Origin of the sequence: Francisella sp. SYW-9, assembly GCF_008711465.1 — a bacterium.
Taxonomy (GTDB): Bacteria; Pseudomonadota; Gammaproteobacteria; order Francisellales; family Francisellaceae; genus Francisella.
In genome coordinates this window covers 28,810-47,646 of record NZ_VXKQ01000012.1, presented here as the reverse complement: position 1 = coordinate 47,646, position 18,837 = coordinate 28,810, and the positions used below count along the sequence as shown (strand labels likewise).

Sequence of the window (18,837 nt, the reverse complement as noted above, 5' to 3'; positions counted from 1 at the left end):
TTAGCCCATTTAATTTTCTATAATAATCATCAGAAATATAATTAAGCGTAAGTAAGAGTCTTTAAGACTAAAGAGGTATTGTTTTATGAGAAAACTTTTTTTGGATGCATTTAATCACGAGAAATTAGAGAAGCCTCCTGTATGGATAATGCGTCAAGCAGGTAGGTATTTACCTGAGTACAGGGCTGTTAGATCAAAGTTTGAGAACTTTATGGATATGTGTCGTAATGCAGAAGCTTGTTGTGAGGTAGCTTTGCATCCGTTAGATCGTTATGATCTTGATGCGGCGATTGTTTTTTCAGATATTCTGACAATTCCTGAAGCTATGGGCATGGATCTTAAATTCATCAAAGGTGTTGGACCAGTATTTTCAGATCCTATAGCGTCAGAAAAAGACTTGGCTAGGTTAAAATCTGTAGAGGATAGCGTTGGAGATTTAGGATATGTCTACAATGCTGTTAAAACTACGAAATCAGCAATAAATGTACCGTTGATAGGTTTTACAGGTAGTCCATGGACACTAGCTGCTTATATGATCGAGGGTTCTGGATCAAAGCAGTTTAATAAATTGCGAAAAATGATGTATTCAAATCCTCAGCTAATGCATGCTTTATTACAAAGGCTAGCAGATATTACAGTTATATATTTGCTTGAGCAAGTTAAGTCAGGGGCTAACTCTTTAATGATATTTGATACATGGGGAGGAATTTTACCATTAGAACAGTACAAAGAGTTTTCTTTAAAATATATGGAATATATCGCTAGTAATGTTAAGAAGAAAGTGAATGTTTCAGTAGTGTTTTTCACTAAAGGAGGAGCTAATTTCTTTGACGAATTTAAAGATAAGTCATGTGATGGTGTTGGAGTTGATTGGAGTGTTACTATAAAACAGGCTCGTCATAGAGTTGGTGTTGGTAAAGTCCTTCAAGGTAACTTTGATCCAGCATTTTTATATGGTACAGCTGATAGTATTAGGCGGACTGTTAAAAAACATATGGAGTTTATTCAGTCAGATAAGCTAAATAATTATATTGTAAATTTAGGTCATGGTATTTACCCGGATATAGACCCTAATAATGTTAAGGTAATGATAGATGCAATTAGAGAATTTAGTGTTTAATTGGCTTAATTGCGATAAGATTCATTAAAATGCTTGACATAGAAAAAAACACTGCTATTATATAGGGTTATAGACGCGGGGTGGAGCAGCTTGGTAGCTCGTCGGGCTCATAACCCGAAGGTCGTTGGTTCAAATCCAGCCCCCGCTACCAATCAGGAATTCTTTTACAAAGGCCCTTTAAAGGGCCTTTTTGCTATCTGGGGATATGCAAAATCTAAGGGGTAAAAATGTTACTAGATGATTTATATGATATAGTAGAACCCATCACAGCTGATTTAGGCTATATTTTATGGGGAATCGAAGTTGTAGGAAGTGGTAAAGTTACTATACGTATCTTTATTGATCATGAAGAAGGTGTTTCGGTTGATGATTGTCAGACTGTCAGCAGAGAGGTAAGTGCAATATTTGATGTTGAGGATCCTGTATCTGAGAAGTATGTCTTAGAAGTATCTTCACCGGGTATGAATCGCCAGATTTTTAATATAACTCAAGCACAAGCATTGGTTGGCTTCAATGTGAAAGCTGTTACTTTAGCACCTGTTGAGTCACAAACAAAATTCAAGGGATTGCTAAAAGCGGTTGATGGTAATAGTATTATTCTAGAATTAGAGAATAACAAAGAGGTGAGCTTTGATTTCGATGAGCTTAAAAGGCTAAGAGTATCACCAGATTTTAGTTAGATAGAAGGAATTAGATATGAGCAAAGAATTATTGTTAGTATTAGAAACTGTAGCTAATGAAAAAGATATTTCAAAAGATCTTTTATTTGAAGCTATGGAAGAGGCTTTAGCTATTGTAACTAAAAAAGAGCTTGATGAGCAAATGAATATCGAAGTTACTATCGATAGAGTAACAGGAGAGTTTACAGCTGATAGAGTTTGGCATATTGTTTCTGAGAATGAAGATTTAATAGATTATTCAAAAGAGCTATATGAAGATGTTGCTCAAGAAAAAGGCTATGATGTTAAAGCAGGTGATGTAATTCGTGAGCCTGTAGAGGTTGATGGATATGGTCGTATAGCTGCTACTATGGCTAAGCAGATCTTAATGAAAAAGATCAAAAACTTCGAGAAAGAAAAGACAGCAAAGATATACCAAGAGAAGATTGGTGATATTGTTTATGGTGAAGTTAAAAGAGCAACTTATGAAATATTAGTTATTGATCTAGGTAGTAACGCTGAAGGTATATTGCCGAAAAAGGATCTTATCGCTAGAGAAAGATTCCGTGTTGGTGATAAAATCAGAGCATGTGTTGAAAATGTTGAGCAAGATGAGTTTGGTAATCCAAGTACAGTCATGCTAAGTAGAGCTAGTGATACAATGCTTAAAGCATTGTTTAAGCTAGAAGTTCCAGAGGTTGAAGAAGAACTTATCAATGTGGTAAACGTTGTGCGTGAGCCAGGCTTTAGATCAAAAGTAACAGTTAAAAGTAATGACCAAAGAATTGATCCTTGTGGAGCATGTGTAGGTGTGAGAGGGTCAAGGATTCATTCAATTATGAGTGAATTAAATGGTGAAAAAGTTGATGTTATTCTTTGGGATGAAGATACTGTTCAATATGCAATCAACTCTTTATCCCCAGTAGATTCTGAAGATATATTAGAAGTAAATGTTGATGAAGAATCAAGCACAATGGATATCGTTGTTAAGCAAGAAAGCTTATCTAAAGCTATTGGTAAAAATGGTGTTAATGTTCGATTAGCTAGTGCTCTTATTGGGTGGAGAATAAATGTTCTATCTGATACTGAACAAGAAGAAAAGCAAATGTCTATAGTTGAAAAGTTCGTTGAAGTTTTAGATATAGATCATGATTTTGCTTTAGTATTAATAGAAGAAGGTATTGAGACGCTGGAAGATTTAGCTTATCTTGATAAAGAAGAGCTTTTAGAGATCGAAGGCTTTGATGAAGAGGTTGTTAATGAGCTTCAAGAGAGAGCAAAAGCAGCTGTCTTATCAAAAGCTTTAGGTGATAAGGAGCCTGCTGAAGATTTATTAAATATGCAGGGGATGAGTCAAGATTTAGCAAATCAATTAGCTCAGAATAATATAGTCACTATGGAAGATTTAGCGGAATTGTCAGTGGATGAGCTGCTAGATATTGTGACTATGGATGAAGAACAAGCAACAGATTTAATTATGCAGGCAAGAGCTCCTTGGTTTGAATAGGAAAGTACGCGTATAATATAGAGTACAAGGGAGAGGGAAATGGCAGATATTACAGTTGGGCAATTGGCACAACAAACTAACAAAGATGTAGATACACTACTTAAGCAACTTGAGTCTTTTGGTATATCTAAATCTAATGAGAAAGATACACTTACATCTGATGAGATGAAAACACTTTTAGCGAAGATTAACAGTGCAAAAAGTTCATCAGCTAGAAAAAAAGTAACTACTATGAAGCTGGATGGCAAACATAAAATAAATGTTTCAGTTAAGCGTAAAAGACGTGTTGCTAAAAGAACAGAAGATATTGCGCCGAGTACTACACAGAGTAATGCTCAAGTAGAAGAGCAACTTGTTAAAGAGGCTAAGCCTGTAGCAATAGATACTAAAAAAGAGCAAGCTCCAGTAGCTGCTATAGAGGAGGCTTCTGAGAAAAAAGTAGAAGCAGTAGCTACGCAAGAGCCTAAAAAGGCAACAGTGAAAAGCAGCGGTTTCAAAATTACATCAATGCCAGAAGTTGCTCCTGTGACAAACGATCAAAATGAAGACTCTTCAAAAGCAGATACTGCTAATAAGCAACCAAAGAAAAAAACTGTTAAAAAATCTTTTTCTGATTCAAGTGCTAGTAATACTAAATACAAAAGAGAAGAAGAAGAGAAAAAATCTAAAGCTAAGAAAGCAAGCGGTAAAGGGTTTAAAAAAGCTAACCCTAGGCAGTTATCTCAACTTACAGGTGATTTAGAATCATTTGATGAATTTGGCTCTAGAAAGGGTAAAGTAAAACATTCAAAGGTTAAAAGACAAGAGTTTACTAAGCCTGTTGAAAATACAGTAAAAACTGTAGAAATATATGAAGGTGTTACTGTTAGTGACTTAGCTCAAAAGATGGCTGTTAAAGGTGCAGAAGTTGTTAAAATATTATTTAACATGGGTGTGATGGCAACTATCAACCAATCACTAGACCAAGATACTGCAATCTTAATAGTTGAAGAGATGGGTCATAAGTATACATTACATAATGAAAATGCTTTAGAAGAAGCTGTTACTACAGTTGATAGAAGTGGTTACAAGCAAATATCAAGAGCACCTGTGGTTACAATTATGGGTCATGTTGACCATGGTAAAACATCTTTACTTGATTATATTCGTAATGCTAGGGTAGTTGATGGCGAAGCAGGTGGTATAACACAGCACATTGGTGCATACTCTGTTAAGACTAAGAAAGGTGCTTTGACATTCTTAGATACTCCGGGACATGAGGCGTTTACATCTATGCGTGCTAGAGGTGCTAAGAGTACAGATATCGTAATTTTAGTGGTAGCTGCAGATGATGGTGTGATGCCACAAACTGAAGAGGCTATTCAGCATGCAAAAGCTGCTGGAGTACCAATTGTTGTGGCTGTAAACAAGATTGATAAACCTGAAGCTGATCCTGATAAAGTAATTGGCGAGTTAGCTCAAAGAAATGTAATCCCAGAATCTTGGGGTGGTGATGTAATGTTTGCTAATGTTTCTGCAAAAACAGGTGAAGGCGTACCAGAACTACTTGATGCTGTATTGTTACAATCTGAAGTTCTTGAATTAGAAGCTTTTGCTGATGGTAATGCTGAAGGTGTTGTAGTTGAGTCGCGTCTAGAGAAAGGTCGTGGTCCTGTTGCAACAGCTCTAGTTCAAAATGGTGAACTTAAGCAAGGTGATATAATTCTTTGCGGTAAAGAGTATGGTCGTGTAAGAGCGATGTATAATGATCTTGGTAGTCAAATCAAGATAGCAGGTCCTTCTACTCCTGTTGAAATACTTGGTTTATCAGGTGTTCCAGCTGCTGGTGATGAAATGATCGTTGTTGAAAGCGACAAGAAAGCAAAAGAGGTTGCAACTCAAAGAGCACAAAAGCAAAAAGAAGCTAAGATTGCTCAAGAGCAAGCTCTTAAATTATCTAATATGTTCAATAATATGGGCAAAGAAGGCGAGCAGCAAATTCTTAAAATCATTCTTAAAGGAGATGTTCAAGGTTCTGTAGAAGCTATTAGAGAGTCACTAAATAAACTTTCAACTGAAGAAGTTAAAGTTGATATTATTGCTAGTGGTATCGGTGCAATTACATCATCTGATGTTACTTTGGCTGTAGCATCAACAGCTGTTATAGTTGGTTTTAATGTTCGTGCTGATGGTGCCGCTAAGAAACTAGCTGAAACTGATGGTGTTGAGCTTCGTTACTATAATATTATCTATGACTTAATAGATGATGTTAAAAAGGCGATGACAGGTCTATTATCTCCAGAGATGAAAGAGCAAATTATTGGTATTGCTGAGGTTAGAGAAGTCTATAGATCATCTAAGTTTGGTTCAATTGCTGGCTGTATGGTTACTGAAGGAACTGTTAAGAGAACTAACCCTATACGAGTGCTAAGAGATAATGTCGTTATCTACGAAGGAAGTCTTGAGTCACTGAAAAGATTTAAAGATGATGCTGCGGAAGTCAAAAAAGGTATGGAATGTGGTATCGGTGTGAAAAACTATAATGATGTTCGCGCAGGTGATCAAATAGAAGTATTTGAGGTTATCGAAGTAGCTAAGGAGTTATAGTATTATGGCTGCAGAAGGTAGAGTACAAAGAGTGGCAAGTGAATTACAGAAGGTAATATCTTTATTGCTACGTACTAAAATAAAAGATCCTAAACTTGCTACGGCAACTATTACAGAGATAGATCTATCTAGGGATTTATCTTACGCAAAAGTTTACTATACATGTCTTGTAGCAGAAGATGGAGCATATATCGCAAAAGCTTTTGAGAAATCAAAAGGTTTCTTTAGATCATCAATTGCAAAATCTCTAAATCTAAGAATAGTACCAAATCTTAAGTTTATCTATGATAGTTCATTAGATTATGGTATGGAAATGGAAGATAAAATACAAAAAGCTTTAGATGCAGATTCTAAAATAATCAAGCAAGATGATAAATCTCTTGAGGATAATTATAAGGATAGCAATAAAGAAGATAAAGCTGAAAAATTGAGGTAGATTTTCTATGAGCAAGATTACTGCCATTAGAGGGTTTAATGATATATTGCCCGAGCAAAGCCATAAATGGCAATTCCTAGAGTCTAAAATAAAGTCCATTCTTAATCGTTATAACTATGATGAAATTAGATTACCAATCTTAGAAAAGAGTGAGCTATTTCATAGAAGTGTTGGTGAAACATCTGATATTGTTTCAAAAGAGACTTATGATTTTAGTGATAGAAGTGGTGATAGCTTAACCTTACGACCAGAAGGAACAGCTGGTTGTGTGAGGATGGTTATAGAGAATAGTCTAGCTAATAGAGGCCAAACTCAGAAGTTGTGGTATTGCGGACCAATGTTTCGCTATGAGCGTCCACAAAAAGGGCGTTATCGCCAATTTAATCAGCTTGGTGTAGAGGCTTATGGATTTGATTCTATTGCTATTGATTTAGAAATTCTTTCTGTAGCATGGAGTTTATTTAAAGAATTAGGAATTTCAGAGCATGTTACATTGGAGCTAAATAGTTTAGGTTCAAGTGTTAATAGACAAAACTATGTTAAAGCATTGTTAGAATATTTAGAGCCTTATCATAATGAGCTAGATGAAGATTCTATTAAGAGATTAGATAAAAATCCTTTAAGAATATTAGATTCGAAAATAATAAAAACACAAGAAATTCTTGAAAATGCGCCAAAGCTGATAGATTTTACTGATGATGAATTTAAGCAAAGATTACAACAAACTTGTGAATATCTTGATGCTATTGGTGTTAGATATGTTGTTAATCATAATCTCGTAAGAGGACTGGATTACTACAGCGGTTTAGTTTTTGAATGGACAACTGATAAGCTTGGTACTCAAAGTGCTATTTGTGCTGGTGGCAGATATGATAGTTTGATAGAAAATCTTGGTGGACAAAAAACAGGATCTATAGGCTTTGGTATTGGTATGGAGCGTTTGTTACTGCTTATGGAAGACCTTGGTAAATTGTCTAACAAAAATTCTGATTGTGATGTTTTTTTTGTTTTAGAAAAAGATCAGCTACATAAAGCTTTTGCAATAGTTGAGAGTATTAGAGTGGCACTTCCTGATTTGAGAATGGATATGGATCTTAAAGCTGGAGGCTTTAAGTCACAGTTTAAAAAGGCTGATAAGTCAGGAGCAAAGATTGCTGTAATAATTGGTCATGATGAGCTACAAAATAAAGTTGCAAGCATTAAATACCTTCAGCAAGACCGCGCCCAAGAGCAAGTTTCGTTGAGTGAGTTAGCAAACTTTTTAGAAAGATAAAAATATGAAACTACATAATATAAAAGGCTATGCTTGGATTGTTGTAGGTCTAAGCTCTTTCTTATTGATCGATAAATATATAATGAATGTTTCTCCTAGCCTTATTGCTAATGATTTGATGAGTAGCTTTTCGATAAATGCTACTGAGATGAGTGCTATGGTTTCATTATTTTTGTGGTCTGTAGTTTTTTGTCAGTTTTTTGTTGCAGGACCAGTTGTTGATAGGCTAGGTTTTAGAAAAGTTAGTTTTTTCTCTTTGATTTTATCAGCTGTTGGTCTTTTACTATTTGTTTTATCAGCCGATCTACATAGTTTTGCTTTAGGATGTGTTTCAAGACTAATGATAGGAATTGGTGCCTCTTTTGCAACTGTAGGTTATATAAAAGCAGCTGCAGTATGGTTTAGCCCGAGAAAGTTTGCATTTGTATGTAGTTTTCTCATGACAGCTGCAATGACTGGGGCATTGTTAGGACAAGTACCTTTAGCATATTTGATAGAGCTAACAGGGTCTTGGCACTCAGCTTTAGTAAGCTATGCTTGTTTTAGTGTTGTAATGGCTCTACTTTATTTGGCTTTAGTTAGGGATTATAACCCTCATGCATTACATGCTAATGAAAAAACAGCTGATTCAGGAACTCTTGCAGGGATAAAAAAGGTTCTTTTAAATAAAAATAATTGGTATCTTACTTTATATACTGGTCTGACCTTTACAACAATCGATGTTTTTGGTGGGATCTGGGGAAATAATTATTTTAGAGAGTTATATGGTATAACTTCAAAAGATGCATCATTTATTGTATCTATGATGTTTTTAGGTCTTGCGATAGGATCACCAGTTATAGGAAAACTTTCTGAGAAGTTTGATAATAGAATTGGGATAATGGTGGTGTTTCACATTATTGCAACTATTTCATTGGCGGCTGTTTTACAGTTAAAGCTGACTCCAGCATTTTCTGGAGTGTTACTATTTACATTTGGCTTTTGTTTGGGTGTTTATATGCTTGCATTTGCTATAGGTAATAGGATTAATCCTATAGTTGTCGCAGCAACAGTTGCAGCTTTAATTAATACAGGAGAGCCGCTACTTGGAGCTTTATTTGATCCGCTTATCGGGCATATGTTAGATATGACCTGGACAGGTCAGTATATTGATATACATAATAACATCACGACTGTAGTATCAGAAGGTGCTCATAGATATTTTGGTGTTGAGGCTTACCATAATGCTTTTCTAATATTAGTTTTAAGTATGATTGTATCATTCTTCTTATTAGTTTTAGTTAGAGATAAAGAAGTTAAGTGAAAAATGAATCTTAAAGAAATATACTTTGAAAAAGTAAAAAAACTTAATCTAAAGGCAGACTCTTTACAAATAGAGGCTGTAGAGAATTTACAAAAAATAGTTGATCAGCTTCTTTCGAAAAAAGTTTCAAAAGCCAGGTTTTTTTCTAAATCTATCTATCCACCTATAAATGGTCTATATATGTGGGGAGGTGTTGGTAGAGGTAAAACATTTATTATGGATATTTTTTATAATAATCTACCTATAGAGAAGAAACGTCGTCAACATTTTTCACATTTTATGAAAAATATTCATGCTCAATTAAGAAAATATCAGGGTAAAAAAAACCCTATTTCAAAAGTAGCTTATGATATGGCTAAAGAAATGCAGATAATATGTTTTGATGAGTTTTTTGTTGAAGACATCGCTGATGCAATGATTTTAGGAAGTGTTTTTACGGAGTTATTTAAGTTAGGGGTGATTTTGGTTGCAACATCTAATATAGAGCCAGAAAAGTTATATCGTAATGGTTTACAACGGGAGTTGTTTCTACCTGCTATTGATGTTTTACTTAAGCATGTTGATGTTTTGAACTTGGATTCGGGAATAGATTATCGTTTTCGCTTACCAACAGACTATATGAATTATTTATACCCATATAATGAGCAAAATAGGAAAAATTTTTTTGATAGATTTTTTATCAGAAATCATCATTTTGAGAAAGATATTCAGATAAAAGTTTTAGGAAGAGATATCCCAGTAATGTTACTCAGTAGTAGCGATGTCTGCTTTGACTTTAAAGTGATTTGTGGAAATGGTAGAAGTTCACAAGACTATATAGATCTTTGTGAGAGGTTCGATCAAATATTTATATATAATTTGATCGGCTTTGATGAGTATAATGAAGATATGGCAAGGCGTTTTATTGCTATTATAGATGAGCTTTATGATCAGAATAAAAAAGTTGTCATTTTAGCTAATTATGATTTTAAAGAAATGTATAAGGGTGAACGATTGAAGTTTGAGTTTCAAAGAACAGTAAGTCGACTTAATGATATGCAAAATCCAAAATTTGGAGCTTTAGATGAATAAAGTTCAGTTTCTTGAGGTTTCTGAAGATGTTGAAAATCAACGTATAGATAATTTTCTAATAGGGCAATTCTCAAAGCTACCAAAATCTCTAATTTATCGTTGGATTCGTAAGGGTGAGTTACGTGTAAATAAAAAAAGAGTGAAGCAAACTTCACGAGTTACTGCTGGTGATATTGTTCGTATTCCCCCTTTTAGCCTTGAAGATGATCAAAAGCAAATAAAAGTATCACAGTCGCATCTTGATTTTCTTGAGCAAAGAATACTATATGAAAATGATGACTACATTGTTGTGAATAAACCATCAGGAATGGCTGTACATGGAGGTTTTGGAGTCAACTCAGGGCTAGTGGAGCGATTAAGGCAGTTGCGTCCCAAAGCTAGGCGTTTAGATCTAGTGCATAGATTGGATAAAGAAACTTCAGGGTGTGTTCTTTTGGCTAAAAAACATAGCTCGTTAGTGTATTTTTTTGATCTATTTAAGCAGAGAAATGTTAATAAAATATATTATGCTATAGTACATGGCAAGTGGGATAAAAACATTAAAGAAATAGATTTACCCTTAAAAAGAACTGAAACTAAAGATGGTCAAAGACTAGTTAGGGTTGATAGGAAAGAAGGTAAAAAAGCACTTACTAGAGTTATATCTGTCAAATACTTAGGTGATTATAGCTTGCTTGAGATTAAACTAGAAACTGGTAGAACTCACCAGATCAGGGTGCATACAAAAGCAATGGGTTGTCCTATAGTTGCAGATAAAAAGTATGGTTTTGCGGATAAGGACCTTAAATTAGGTACAGAGGGTGTTGATAAGTTACTACTTCATGCTGGTAAATTAGAGTTTTTTGATGAAAAACAACAACAGAAAATATCAGTAACTGCTAAGTTAGACGATAGGTTTAATAAGTTTCTAGTGTAGTTTAGTCTTTAGTGTCTTTAATCATAAGTAGTACTATTAGTGATGCAATCATACTAACAACAAGTGTTGTGAAGGCAAAGTGATAAGAGCTTAGATCAAAGTATTTAATGTCAGCTGAGCTTGTATGTTGAGAGACTATTTCACCAGCTTTGTTGATATATTTGCCAGTCCAAGATAAATCTAGAAAATACCCTATTAATGGATCGAAAATAGCTCCGAGAATAGGTTCTCCTGTATTAATAAAAGCAGCGACGGTAGCTGTAATTATAATTGGGTTGATACGATTGCCTATAGCGAATGAAAGCATATAGATTCCAAGACATAAGCCGAAAATAAATAGTAAGATTGCTGATATTGTCGCACTAGTTTTTGCTAGTAAAACAAAGCTAATAGCTATAGTGCCTATTATGTGGAAAATTATCATTACACCTTTTCTGCTATTAAGAGCTTCAGATAGTTTACCGATGATTGGTGAGCCTATTGCCATCCCTATAAATATCATTGAAATTATACTGGCAGCCTCTTCTCTAGAAACATGATAAGCCTCGCGAAAATAGGCATTACCCCAAAATCCTGCAAATGCATCCACAGCAGTAAAACTTAAACCAACATAGAATGTTAAAAGCCAGTTATTTTTGTTTTTAACAACTTCCTTTAGTGCGTCGATGGTTTTTAGTTGGTTGCTAGGAGAGCTAGCTTCAGGCTGTTTAGGATTAAAATCGCGGACTACAATATAGTAAACAACGCCCATTAATAAACTAGCTACTGAGAAAAGTAGCATAGCCATTTTCCAGTCACCGCATAGGCTAATTAAATATGCTAGTGGGGCTTGAGCACATAGTGCGCCAATCATTGCTGCTGTAGCTAGAAAACTAGCTGCAAAGGCAAATTTGCGTGGTTCAAACCATACGGAAACGGCTTTTAAGTAAGAAATTGTTGCAAACGATACTCCTAGTCCTGTTATTATTCTCGCAATATATGCCATACTAAGACTGCCTAGGTTGGCAGCCACAACAAATAAGATAACACCTATTGCGGAAATAGTTATAGAAATAGGGCTAATAAGTCTAAAGCCAAACTTATCAATAATTGGTCCAGCTAAAAAAAGCTGACATATAATTATTGACCAGAAAAAAGCAGATCCTAAAGCACCTGTTTCTGTAGCATTTGTACCAAAGCTTGACATCATGTCATCTGTTATTAGGCTCGGGAAAACTTGCATAATATACTTATCAAAGAGTAAGAATGAGCTAAGTATTATTATTATCCAAGCATATCCGCGGATATTGTATATTTTTTGAGTCATAGGTTCGTTGTTTTATTACAAGCTATAATATGAACCTTAATTTTAAGCATGAAAGAACACTAATTCAAGATAAAAGCTTTTTCTTTGCTAATATAATATTTTTTGTTATGATAAGGCATATTTTTATTAAGTGAAGTGTGTAGTATGTTAGCAAACATAAGGATTGATGCTAAAAAATTTGTATTAATACAGGTAGTTTTGATCTTGCTTGGTTATATGGTTACTTTGTTGTCTTTTAATTATATTTATGCAAATTCATTTCTTATGGGAGCTATAGCAATGTTTGTGGCGAATTTTGTGTTTTTTGCAAGACTTTTTGTCCATAAACAGTTTTCTCCAGGTGTTGAAATTGTCGTTTTTTACTTAAGTGAGCTGCTCAAGTTAGGTATAGTAGCAATCATAACAATAATGTTAGCGATTTATGTAAAACCGAAATTATTTTCTTACATTTCTGGATTAGTTTTGTTACAATTAGTGGTATGTTTTGTGCCTATCTTGTTTAAAAAGACTAGATAGGTTTATTTTTATAGTTTGAAATAAAAATATAATAATTTAAAAGTAATATTAAATTTTAATATTGGTGGAAAGTTTAATGGCAAATACAGAGACAGGCTCTCAGGTAGCTACTGAATATGTACAGCATCATTTGCATCACTGGCAAATAAGCCTAGGCAAAGGTGCATTTTGGCAGCTTAATATTGACTCAATTTTAGTAAGTGGTATTTTAGGGATAGCTTTTATTCTTGCTATGTTTTTAGTAGCAAGAAGAGTTCATTCTGGAGTTCCTGGTAAGTTTCAGAATATGGTTGAGGCAATATGGGAATGGATGGATGGTTTGGTAGCTGAAAACTATCATCATAAGAGAGATTTTGTAACTCCGTTAGCTCTTACTATTTTTGTGTGGGTTGTGTTGATGAACCTTATGGATCTTTTGCCTGTTGATCTTTTTGGCTGGATTCTTAGCTTTTTTGCTGGTGGACATGAACCGTACTTTAGAATTGTTCCAACTGCAGATCCAAACGTGACTTTTGCTATGTCTATAGCAGTTTTCTTCCTAGTTATTTTTTATAACCTTAAAGCAAAAGGTTTTGGTTTGACTAAAGAGATTTTAAGTGCACCTTTTGGAATTTGGCTATTTCCTTTAAATATATTTTTTAGATTAGTTGATGAGGTTGTAAAGCCAGTCTCTTTGTCGCTACGATTATTTGGTAATATTTTTGCCGGTGAACTTATCTTTATTCTAATAGCGTTGTTACCTTGGTGGTTCCAGTGGGTATTAGGAGGAGTATGGGCTATATTCCATATATTGATAGTTTTAATCCAGGCGTTTGTATTCATGATGTTGACTGTTGTCTATTTGAATATGGCACAGGAAGCTCATTAATTTTTAGTTAACTTAAAAGATAAATCTATAAAAACAGGAGAAATAAAAAATGAATATGTCTTTACAAGTATTAGGAAATTTAAATGGTTTAACTGCTATTGCAGTTGCTCTACTGATTTCTTTACCAGCATTAGGAACAGCTGTTGGTTTTGGTGTTCTTGGTGGTAAGTATCTTGAAGGTGTAGCTCGCCAACCTGAACTTGGTGGAATGCTACTTGGTCGTATGTTTATTGTTGCTGCTTTCGTAGATGCATTCGCTGCAATCTCAATAGCTATTGGTTTCTTAGTTCTTTATGCAAACCCTCTAGCTATCCCTGGTTTAGCAGAAGCAGCTCAAAAAGTAGTTGGTGCATAAGTAAACATAAAATCATAAATTTCATTATCTAAAGGATAAGTAGATGGATATTAATATAACCCTAATCGGCCAGATGATAACATTTGCAATCTTCGTTGGTTTTACAATGAAGTTTGTATGGCCACCACTACGCAAAGCTTTAGACGAGCGTAGAGAGAAAATAGCTGAAGGATTAGCTTCTGCTGATAGGGCATCTAGAGAATTAGAAGTTGCTAAAAGAAAATCAGCTGAAGTTTTACGTGAAGCTAAAGCAAAGGCTACTGAAATAGTTGAGAATGCTTATGTTAGAGCGCATAAGGTTGATGAACAAGCAAAAGAGGAAGCTATTGCAGCAGCTGATAAAATTAAGAGTATGGCAATGGCTGAGATTGAGCAAGAAAAGATAAAGGCTAGAGAAGAGCTTAAGCAAGAGATTGTTACTTTAGCTATGGCTGGTGCTAGTAAGATTATATCAGCAAAAGTTGATCAAAAAGCTAGTCATAAGATTTTAGAAGACTTTGTAGAAAAGGTATAATTTTAATAAGGTAGGCACATGGTAAATCTAAGTGTGATCGCGAAGCCATATGCAAAAGCTGCATTTGAGTTTGCAAATGAAAATAATCTACTACAAGAGTGGTCTAAGTTACTCAAAATATTTGCTGAGTTAGTTAAGGATAAGTCTATCTCAGAGATTATATCCAGTCCTGTTTTTTCGCAAATAGAAATAGTAAACGAATTAAAAGATCAATTGGATGAAAGCTTTTTTAATTTTCTTGTTTTGGCTGCAGAGAATAAAAAACTATTAGTTTTGCCAGAAATAGCTGAGCAGTATGAAGCTTTCAAGAATGCTTATAACAACACTAAAACAGCAAACGTCACTTTAGCATTTGTTGCTGATGAAGACTTGTTGGTTAGTTTGAAAAAAAGTCTTGAAAAGAGGTTTGGCTGTTCTATAAATGTTGAAGTAGATGTTGATCCTGCGATAGTTGGTGGAGCAATAGTTAAGGTTGGCGATACGGTTATTGATAATTCTGTATCTGGTCGTTTAGAGAATTTAAAAAGTATTTTGTTGTCATAAATTATAGGAAGTGAGCTTATGCAATTAAGTCCATCAGAAATAAGTGGTTTAATAAAACAAAGAATTGAAAAGTTCGATAATGCTATCGAACTTAAGTCAGAAGGAACAATCGTTAGTGTGGCTGACGGTATTGTTACTATATATGGTTTAAATGATGTAACTGCTGGTGAAATGATTAAATTACCAGGAGATGTGTTTGGTCTAGCACTTAACTTAAACACTGACTCAGTCGGTGCGGTTGTATTAGGTGAGTATGATCATATTAAAGAAGGTGATAAGGCATTCTGTACAGGTAGAATCCTAGAAGTTCCTGTTGGAGAAGCGTTACTTGGAAGAGTTGTAGATGCTTTAGGTAACCCTATTGATGGTAAAGGTGAAATAGAGACTGATCACTCATCTCCAATTGAGAAAATTGCACCAGGTGTAATTTGGAGAAAATCAGTAGATCAGGCTTTACAAACTGGTATTAAATCAATCGACTCTATGGTTCCAATTGGAAGAGGCCAAAGAGAGCTAATTATTGGCGATAGACAAATTGGTAAAACTGCAATTGCTGTAGATACTATTATTAACCAGAAAGGAAGTGGTGTTAAGTGTATTTATGTTGCTATTGGTCAGAAAGCTTCATCTATTGCTAACATAGTTAGACAGTTAGAAGAGCATGGAGCTATGGAGCATACTATTATTGTTGCTGCGACTGCTTCAGATTCTGCTGCATTACAGTATATTGCTCCATATGCTGGTTGTTCTATGGGTGAATATTTCAGAGATCGTGGTGAAGATGCTCTTATAATATATGATGATTTAACTAAACAAGCTTGGGCATATAGACAGATTTCATTACTATTAAGAAGACCTCCAGGACGTGAAGCATATCCAGGTGATGTTTTCTATCTTCACTCAAGACTTTTAGAAAGAGCTGCTAGAGTAAATGAAGAATATGTTGAGAAGTTTACTGAAGGTAAAGTTAAGGGAAAAACTGGTTCTTTAACTGCATTACCAATTATTGAGACTCAAGCTGGTGATATATCAGCATTTGTACCTACAAACGTAATTTCTATTACTGATGGACAGATATTTTTAGAAACAGACCTATTTAACTCTGGTTTAAGACCAGCGATAAACCCAGGTAACTCTGTATCTCGTGTAGGTGGTGCAGCACAGACTAAAATCATCAAAAAACTAGGTGGTGGTATACGTTTGGCTCTAGCTCAGTTTAGAGAATTAGAAGCATTTTCACAGTTTGCTTCTGATTTGGATGAGGCTACAAGAGCTCAGTTAAGCAGAGGTCAGAGAGTAACTGAACTTCTAAAACAGAAGCAGTTTTCAACACTATCTATCGCTTTAATGGCATTATCATTATATGCTGTTGATAATGGTTATTTAGATAGTTTAGAGGTTTCAGAGGTTATACCTTTTGAAGCAGCTTTACATGCTTTAGCTGAAGATAAATATGCAGATGTAATAGCAGATATTAACCAAACTGGTAAATATGATGCAGAAACTGCAGATAAATTAAAAACTATTGTAGAAGATTGCAAAGCAAATCAAGCTTGGTAGGGGTATAGACTATGTCTAATGCTAGAGAAATAAAATCCAAAGTAGCCAGTGTTAAAAATACCCAAAAAATCACAGGTGCTATGGAACTAGTAGCTGCAAGTAAGATGAGAGGTGCTATTGTTAAGATGAATAACGTGCGCCCTTATGTTGAAAGTGCAAATACTATTATAAAAAATGTCACTGCTGCTAGTATTGATTATCCTAATCCTTATCTATTTGATAGAGAAGCAAAAAGAGTAGGTTATATCATTGCATCAACAGATAGAGGTCTATGTGGCGGCTTAAATATTAATCTTTTCAAACATGTTTTAAAAGATATTAAAAAACATCTTGATAATAGAGTTGAAGTTGATGTTTGTGTTGTTGGCTCAAAAGCTGAGACTTTCTTTACAAAATTAAAAGATGTAAATATTGTAGCAACAGCACATTATAATGATAAAGATCTTGATGGTAGTGTAAGAGCTATAGGTGGCGCTGTTAAGGTGATGCTAGATAAGTTTACAAATGGTGAGATTGATAGACTTTATATGAGTAGTAACGAGTTTGTAAGTACTATTAAGCAGAAGCCAAGATTACAGACATTGCTACCAATTCAAGATATCTTCTCAGAAGAAGAGATGAAAGCTAACAAAGAGCAAGCATCTAAAGGCCACTGGGACTATATCTATGAAAGAGATATAGAAGAAGTTCTAAATGCTCTTTGTATTAGATATATTGAAGCCCAGGTTCGAGGAGCTATATTAGAGAATGCGGCATGTGAGCAAGCTGCTCGTATGATGGCAATGAAAAATGCAACTGACAATGCTAGTGATATTATTGATCAGTTGAAACTAGATTATAATAAAGTAAGACAAGCTATGATTACACAAGAGCTTGCAGAAATTTGTTCAGGTGCGGCAGCAGTTTAGGAGAGGTAAATGAGTACAGGTAAAATTATTCAGGTAATTGGTGCTGTTATCGATGTGGAATTTTCTCGAGATAACACTCCAAAAGTATATGATGCTTTAAATGTAGAAGAGACTGGTCTAGTACTAGAAGTACAACAACAGATTGGTGATGGTGTAGTTCGTACTATTGCTATGGGATCAAGTGATGGTCTTAGACGTGGTATGGAAGTTAAAAATACTAATGCTCCTATTTCTGTTCCAGTTGGACAAGGTACTTTAGGACGTATTATGAATGTTTTGGGTGAGCCTATAGATGAGGCAGGGCCTATTGAATATACTGAGACAAGATCTATACATCAAGCCCCTCCAGCATATGATGAGCTAGCACTGAGCACAGAAATCTTAGAAACAGGTATCAAAGTAGTTGATCTTATTTGTCCATTTGCGAAAGGTGGTAAAGTAGGTCTGTTTGGTGGTGCCGGTGTTGGTAAGACTGTAACAATGATGGAGCTTATCAATAACATTGCTAAAGAGCATAGTGGTTATTCAGTATTTGCTGGTGTTGGTGAAAGAACACGTGAAGGTAATGACTTTTATTATGAGATGAAAGATTCTAACGTATTAGATAAAGTATCTCTAGTATATGGCCAGATGAACGAGCCACCAGGAAACAGATTAAGAGTAGCTCTTAGTGGTTTAACAATTGCTGAAGGTTTCCGTGATGAGAAGCGTGATGTATTGATGTTTATCGATAACATATATCGTTATACTCTAGCAGGTACAGAGGTTTCTGCTCTTTTAGGCCGTATGCCTTCTGCGGTAGGTTATCAGCCGACGCTAGCTGCTGAAATGGGTGCGCTACAGGAGAGAATCACATCTACTAAGACTGGTTCAATTACTTCAGTTCAGGCTGTATACGTTCCAGCAGATGACTTAACAGATCCATCTCCAGCAACTACGTTCTCTCACTTAGATGCGACGATTGTATTATCACGTCAAATTGCTGAGTTAGGTATCTATCCTGCGGTTGATCCATTAGATTCTACATCTAGACAGTTAGATCCATTAGTTGTTGGTCAAGAGCATTATGAAACAGCTCGTGCAGTACAAAAAGTACTACAAAGATATAAAGAACTAAAAGATATTATTGCGATTCTAGGTATGGATGAATTATCTGATGAAGATAAGAAAACTGTAGATAGAGCACGTAAGATCCAAAGATTCTTATCTCAACCTTTTCATGTTGCTGAAGTATTTACTGGAAATCCAGGTAAGTTTGTATCATTGAAAGATACTGTTGCTAGCTTTAAAGCTATCGTTAATGGTGAGTATGATCATTTACCAGAGCAAGCTTTCTATATGGTTGGTTCTATACAAGAAGCGATTGAGAAAGGAAAAACTCTATAAATAGGGTGAA

At 34.9% G+C, this 18,837-nt stretch carries 18 protein-coding genes and 1 tRNA gene; 18 read left to right on the top strand and 1 reads right to left on the bottom strand.

From position 1 onward, the window contains the following. Window positions 1-85: 85 nt before the first annotated feature. The 10 genes from hemE (at window position 86) to F3D62_RS06935 (ending at window position 10,871) form a co-directional block, all read left to right on the top strand. Complete coding sequence (hemE, locus tag F3D62_RS06980) at window positions 86-1,120, top strand: uroporphyrinogen decarboxylase (RefSeq protein ID WP_150467534.1); 1,035 nt, start codon at window positions 86-88, stop codon at window positions 1,118-1,120. 74 nt (window positions 1,121-1,194) lie between these two features. Next, window positions 1,195-1,271, top strand: a tRNA-Met gene (locus F3D62_RS06975). A 76-nt stretch (window positions 1,272-1,347) separates the two neighbouring features. Further along, window positions 1,348-1,800, top strand: coding sequence for a ribosome maturation factor RimP (gene rimP / locus F3D62_RS06970; RefSeq protein ID WP_150467533.1), 453 nt, complete (start codon window positions 1,348-1,350; stop codon window positions 1,798-1,800). Between the two features lie 16 nt (window positions 1,801-1,816). Then, complete coding sequence (nusA, locus tag F3D62_RS06965; protein ID WP_150467532.1) at window positions 1,817-3,286, top strand: transcription termination factor NusA; 1,470 nt, start codon at window positions 1,817-1,819, stop codon at window positions 3,284-3,286. Window positions 3,287-3,325: 39 nt separating this feature from the next. Continuing rightward, window positions 3,326-5,872, top strand: coding sequence for a translation initiation factor IF-2 (gene infB, locus F3D62_RS06960; RefSeq protein ID WP_150467531.1), 2,547 nt, complete (start codon window positions 3,326-3,328; stop codon window positions 5,870-5,872). 4 nt (window positions 5,873-5,876) lie between these two features. Further along, window positions 5,877-6,308 (top strand): 30S ribosome-binding factor RbfA, encoded by a 432-nt coding sequence (rbfA, locus tag F3D62_RS06955; RefSeq protein ID WP_150467530.1) that lies wholly within the window; start codon window positions 5,877-5,879, stop codon window positions 6,306-6,308. Window positions 6,309-6,315: 7 nt separating this feature from the next. After that, window positions 6,316-7,581, top strand: a complete 1,266-nt coding sequence (gene hisS / locus F3D62_RS06950; protein ID WP_150467529.1) for a histidine--tRNA ligase — start codon at window positions 6,316-6,318, stop codon at window positions 7,579-7,581. A 4-nt stretch (window positions 7,582-7,585) separates the two neighbouring features. Then, a complete protein-coding gene (locus tag F3D62_RS06945; RefSeq protein ID WP_150467528.1) occupies window positions 7,586-8,884 on the top strand; it encodes an MFS transporter in 1,299 nt (432 codons plus the stop codon). 3 nt (window positions 8,885-8,887) lie between these two features. Beyond that, a complete protein-coding gene (zapE, locus tag F3D62_RS06940; RefSeq protein ID WP_150467527.1) occupies window positions 8,888-9,955 on the top strand; it encodes a cell division protein ZapE in 1,068 nt (355 codons plus the stop codon). Continuing rightward, window positions 9,948-10,871 (top strand): RluA family pseudouridine synthase, encoded by a 924-nt coding sequence (locus F3D62_RS06935; RefSeq protein ID WP_150467526.1) that lies wholly within the window; start codon window positions 9,948-9,950, stop codon window positions 10,869-10,871. Before zapE ends, F3D62_RS06935 begins: the two co-directional genes overlap by 8 nt. Window position 10,872: 1 nt before the next feature. On the opposite strand, the gene F3D62_RS06930 is transcribed toward F3D62_RS06935, so the two are convergent. Beyond that, window positions 10,873-12,177 carry an MFS transporter gene (locus F3D62_RS06930; protein WP_150467525.1) on the bottom strand — a complete coding sequence of 435 codons (1,305 nt, stop codon included), beginning with the start codon at window positions 12,175-12,177 and terminating at the stop codon, window positions 10,873-10,875. Window positions 12,178-12,321: 144 nt separating this feature from the next. On the opposite strand from F3D62_RS06930, the gene F3D62_RS06925 reads away from it, so the two are divergent. From F3D62_RS06925 to atpD, 8 genes are all read left to right on the top strand, one after another. Beyond that, window positions 12,322-12,693: an ATP synthase subunit I gene (locus tag F3D62_RS06925; protein WP_150467524.1), complete on the top strand. Its 372-nt coding sequence runs from the start codon at window positions 12,322-12,324 to the stop codon at window positions 12,691-12,693. A gap of 76 nt (window positions 12,694-12,769) precedes the next feature. Further along, on the top strand, window positions 12,770-13,561 hold the full coding sequence (gene atpB / locus F3D62_RS06920; RefSeq protein WP_150467523.1) for a F0F1 ATP synthase subunit A: 792 nt from the start codon (window positions 12,770-12,772) through the stop codon (window positions 13,559-13,561). Between the two features lie 49 nt (window positions 13,562-13,610). Next, window positions 13,611-13,916, top strand: coding sequence for a F0F1 ATP synthase subunit B (locus F3D62_RS06915; RefSeq protein WP_150467522.1), 306 nt, complete (start codon window positions 13,611-13,613; stop codon window positions 13,914-13,916). Between the two features lie 43 nt (window positions 13,917-13,959). Continuing rightward, window positions 13,960-14,430, top strand: a complete 471-nt coding sequence (locus F3D62_RS06910; RefSeq protein WP_150467521.1) for a F0F1 ATP synthase subunit B — start codon at window positions 13,960-13,962, stop codon at window positions 14,428-14,430. 18 nt (window positions 14,431-14,448) lie between these two features. Then, window positions 14,449-14,973: a F0F1 ATP synthase subunit delta gene (locus tag F3D62_RS06905; RefSeq protein WP_150467520.1), complete on the top strand. Its 525-nt coding sequence runs from the start codon at window positions 14,449-14,451 to the stop codon at window positions 14,971-14,973. A gap of 18 nt (window positions 14,974-14,991) precedes the next feature. After that, window positions 14,992-16,533, top strand: a complete 1,542-nt coding sequence (gene atpA / locus F3D62_RS06900; protein WP_150467519.1) for a F0F1 ATP synthase subunit alpha — start codon at window positions 14,992-14,994, stop codon at window positions 16,531-16,533. 11 nt (window positions 16,534-16,544) lie between these two features. Beyond that, complete coding sequence (locus tag F3D62_RS06895) at window positions 16,545-17,441, top strand: F0F1 ATP synthase subunit gamma (RefSeq protein WP_072713341.1); 897 nt, start codon at window positions 16,545-16,547, stop codon at window positions 17,439-17,441. Between the two features lie 9 nt (window positions 17,442-17,450). Then, window positions 17,451-18,827, top strand: coding sequence for a F0F1 ATP synthase subunit beta (gene atpD, locus F3D62_RS06890; protein WP_150467518.1), 1,377 nt, complete (start codon window positions 17,451-17,453; stop codon window positions 18,825-18,827). Window positions 18,828-18,837 lie beyond the last annotated feature (10 nt).

Coding starts and splice junctions, on each gene's coding strand:
- rbfA (WP_150467530.1), top strand. CDS start 5,877: ATGGCTGCAGAAGGTAGAGTACAAAGAGTGGCAAGTGAATTACAGAAG.
- F3D62_RS06915 (WP_150467522.1), top strand. CDS start 13,611: ATGAATATGTCTTTACAAGTATTAGGAAATTTAAATGGTTTAACTGCT.
- F3D62_RS06945 (WP_150467528.1), top strand. CDS start 7,586: ATGAAACTACATAATATAAAAGGCTATGCTTGGATTGTTGTAGGTCTA.
- atpA (WP_150467519.1), top strand. CDS start 14,992: ATGCAATTAAGTCCATCAGAAATAAGTGGTTTAATAAAACAAAGAATT.
- F3D62_RS06925 (WP_150467524.1), top strand. CDS start 12,322: ATGTTAGCAAACATAAGGATTGATGCTAAAAAATTTGTATTAATACAG.
- F3D62_RS06935 (WP_150467526.1), top strand. CDS start 9,948: ATGAATAAAGTTCAGTTTCTTGAGGTTTCTGAAGATGTTGAAAATCAA.
- F3D62_RS06930 (WP_150467525.1), bottom strand. CDS start 12,177: ATGACTCAAAAAATATACAATATCCGCGGATATGCTTGGATAATAATA.
- nusA (WP_150467532.1), top strand. CDS start 1,817: ATGAGCAAAGAATTATTGTTAGTATTAGAAACTGTAGCTAATGAAAAA.
- hisS (WP_150467529.1), top strand. CDS start 6,316: ATGAGCAAGATTACTGCCATTAGAGGGTTTAATGATATATTGCCCGAG.
- F3D62_RS06895 (WP_072713341.1), top strand. CDS start 16,545: ATGTCTAATGCTAGAGAAATAAAATCCAAAGTAGCCAGTGTTAAAAAT.
- rimP (WP_150467533.1), top strand. CDS start 1,348: ATGTTACTAGATGATTTATATGATATAGTAGAACCCATCACAGCTGAT.
- atpB (WP_150467523.1), top strand. CDS start 12,770: ATGGCAAATACAGAGACAGGCTCTCAGGTAGCTACTGAATATGTACAG.
- hemE (WP_150467534.1), top strand. CDS start 86: ATGAGAAAACTTTTTTTGGATGCATTTAATCACGAGAAATTAGAGAAG.
- F3D62_RS06910 (WP_150467521.1), top strand. CDS start 13,960: ATGGATATTAATATAACCCTAATCGGCCAGATGATAACATTTGCAATC.
- atpD (WP_150467518.1), top strand. CDS start 17,451: ATGAGTACAGGTAAAATTATTCAGGTAATTGGTGCTGTTATCGATGTG.
- zapE (WP_150467527.1), top strand. CDS start 8,888: ATGAATCTTAAAGAAATATACTTTGAAAAAGTAAAAAAACTTAATCTA.
- F3D62_RS06905 (WP_150467520.1), top strand. CDS start 14,449: ATGGTAAATCTAAGTGTGATCGCGAAGCCATATGCAAAAGCTGCATTT.
- infB (WP_150467531.1), top strand. CDS start 3,326: ATGGCAGATATTACAGTTGGGCAATTGGCACAACAAACTAACAAAGAT.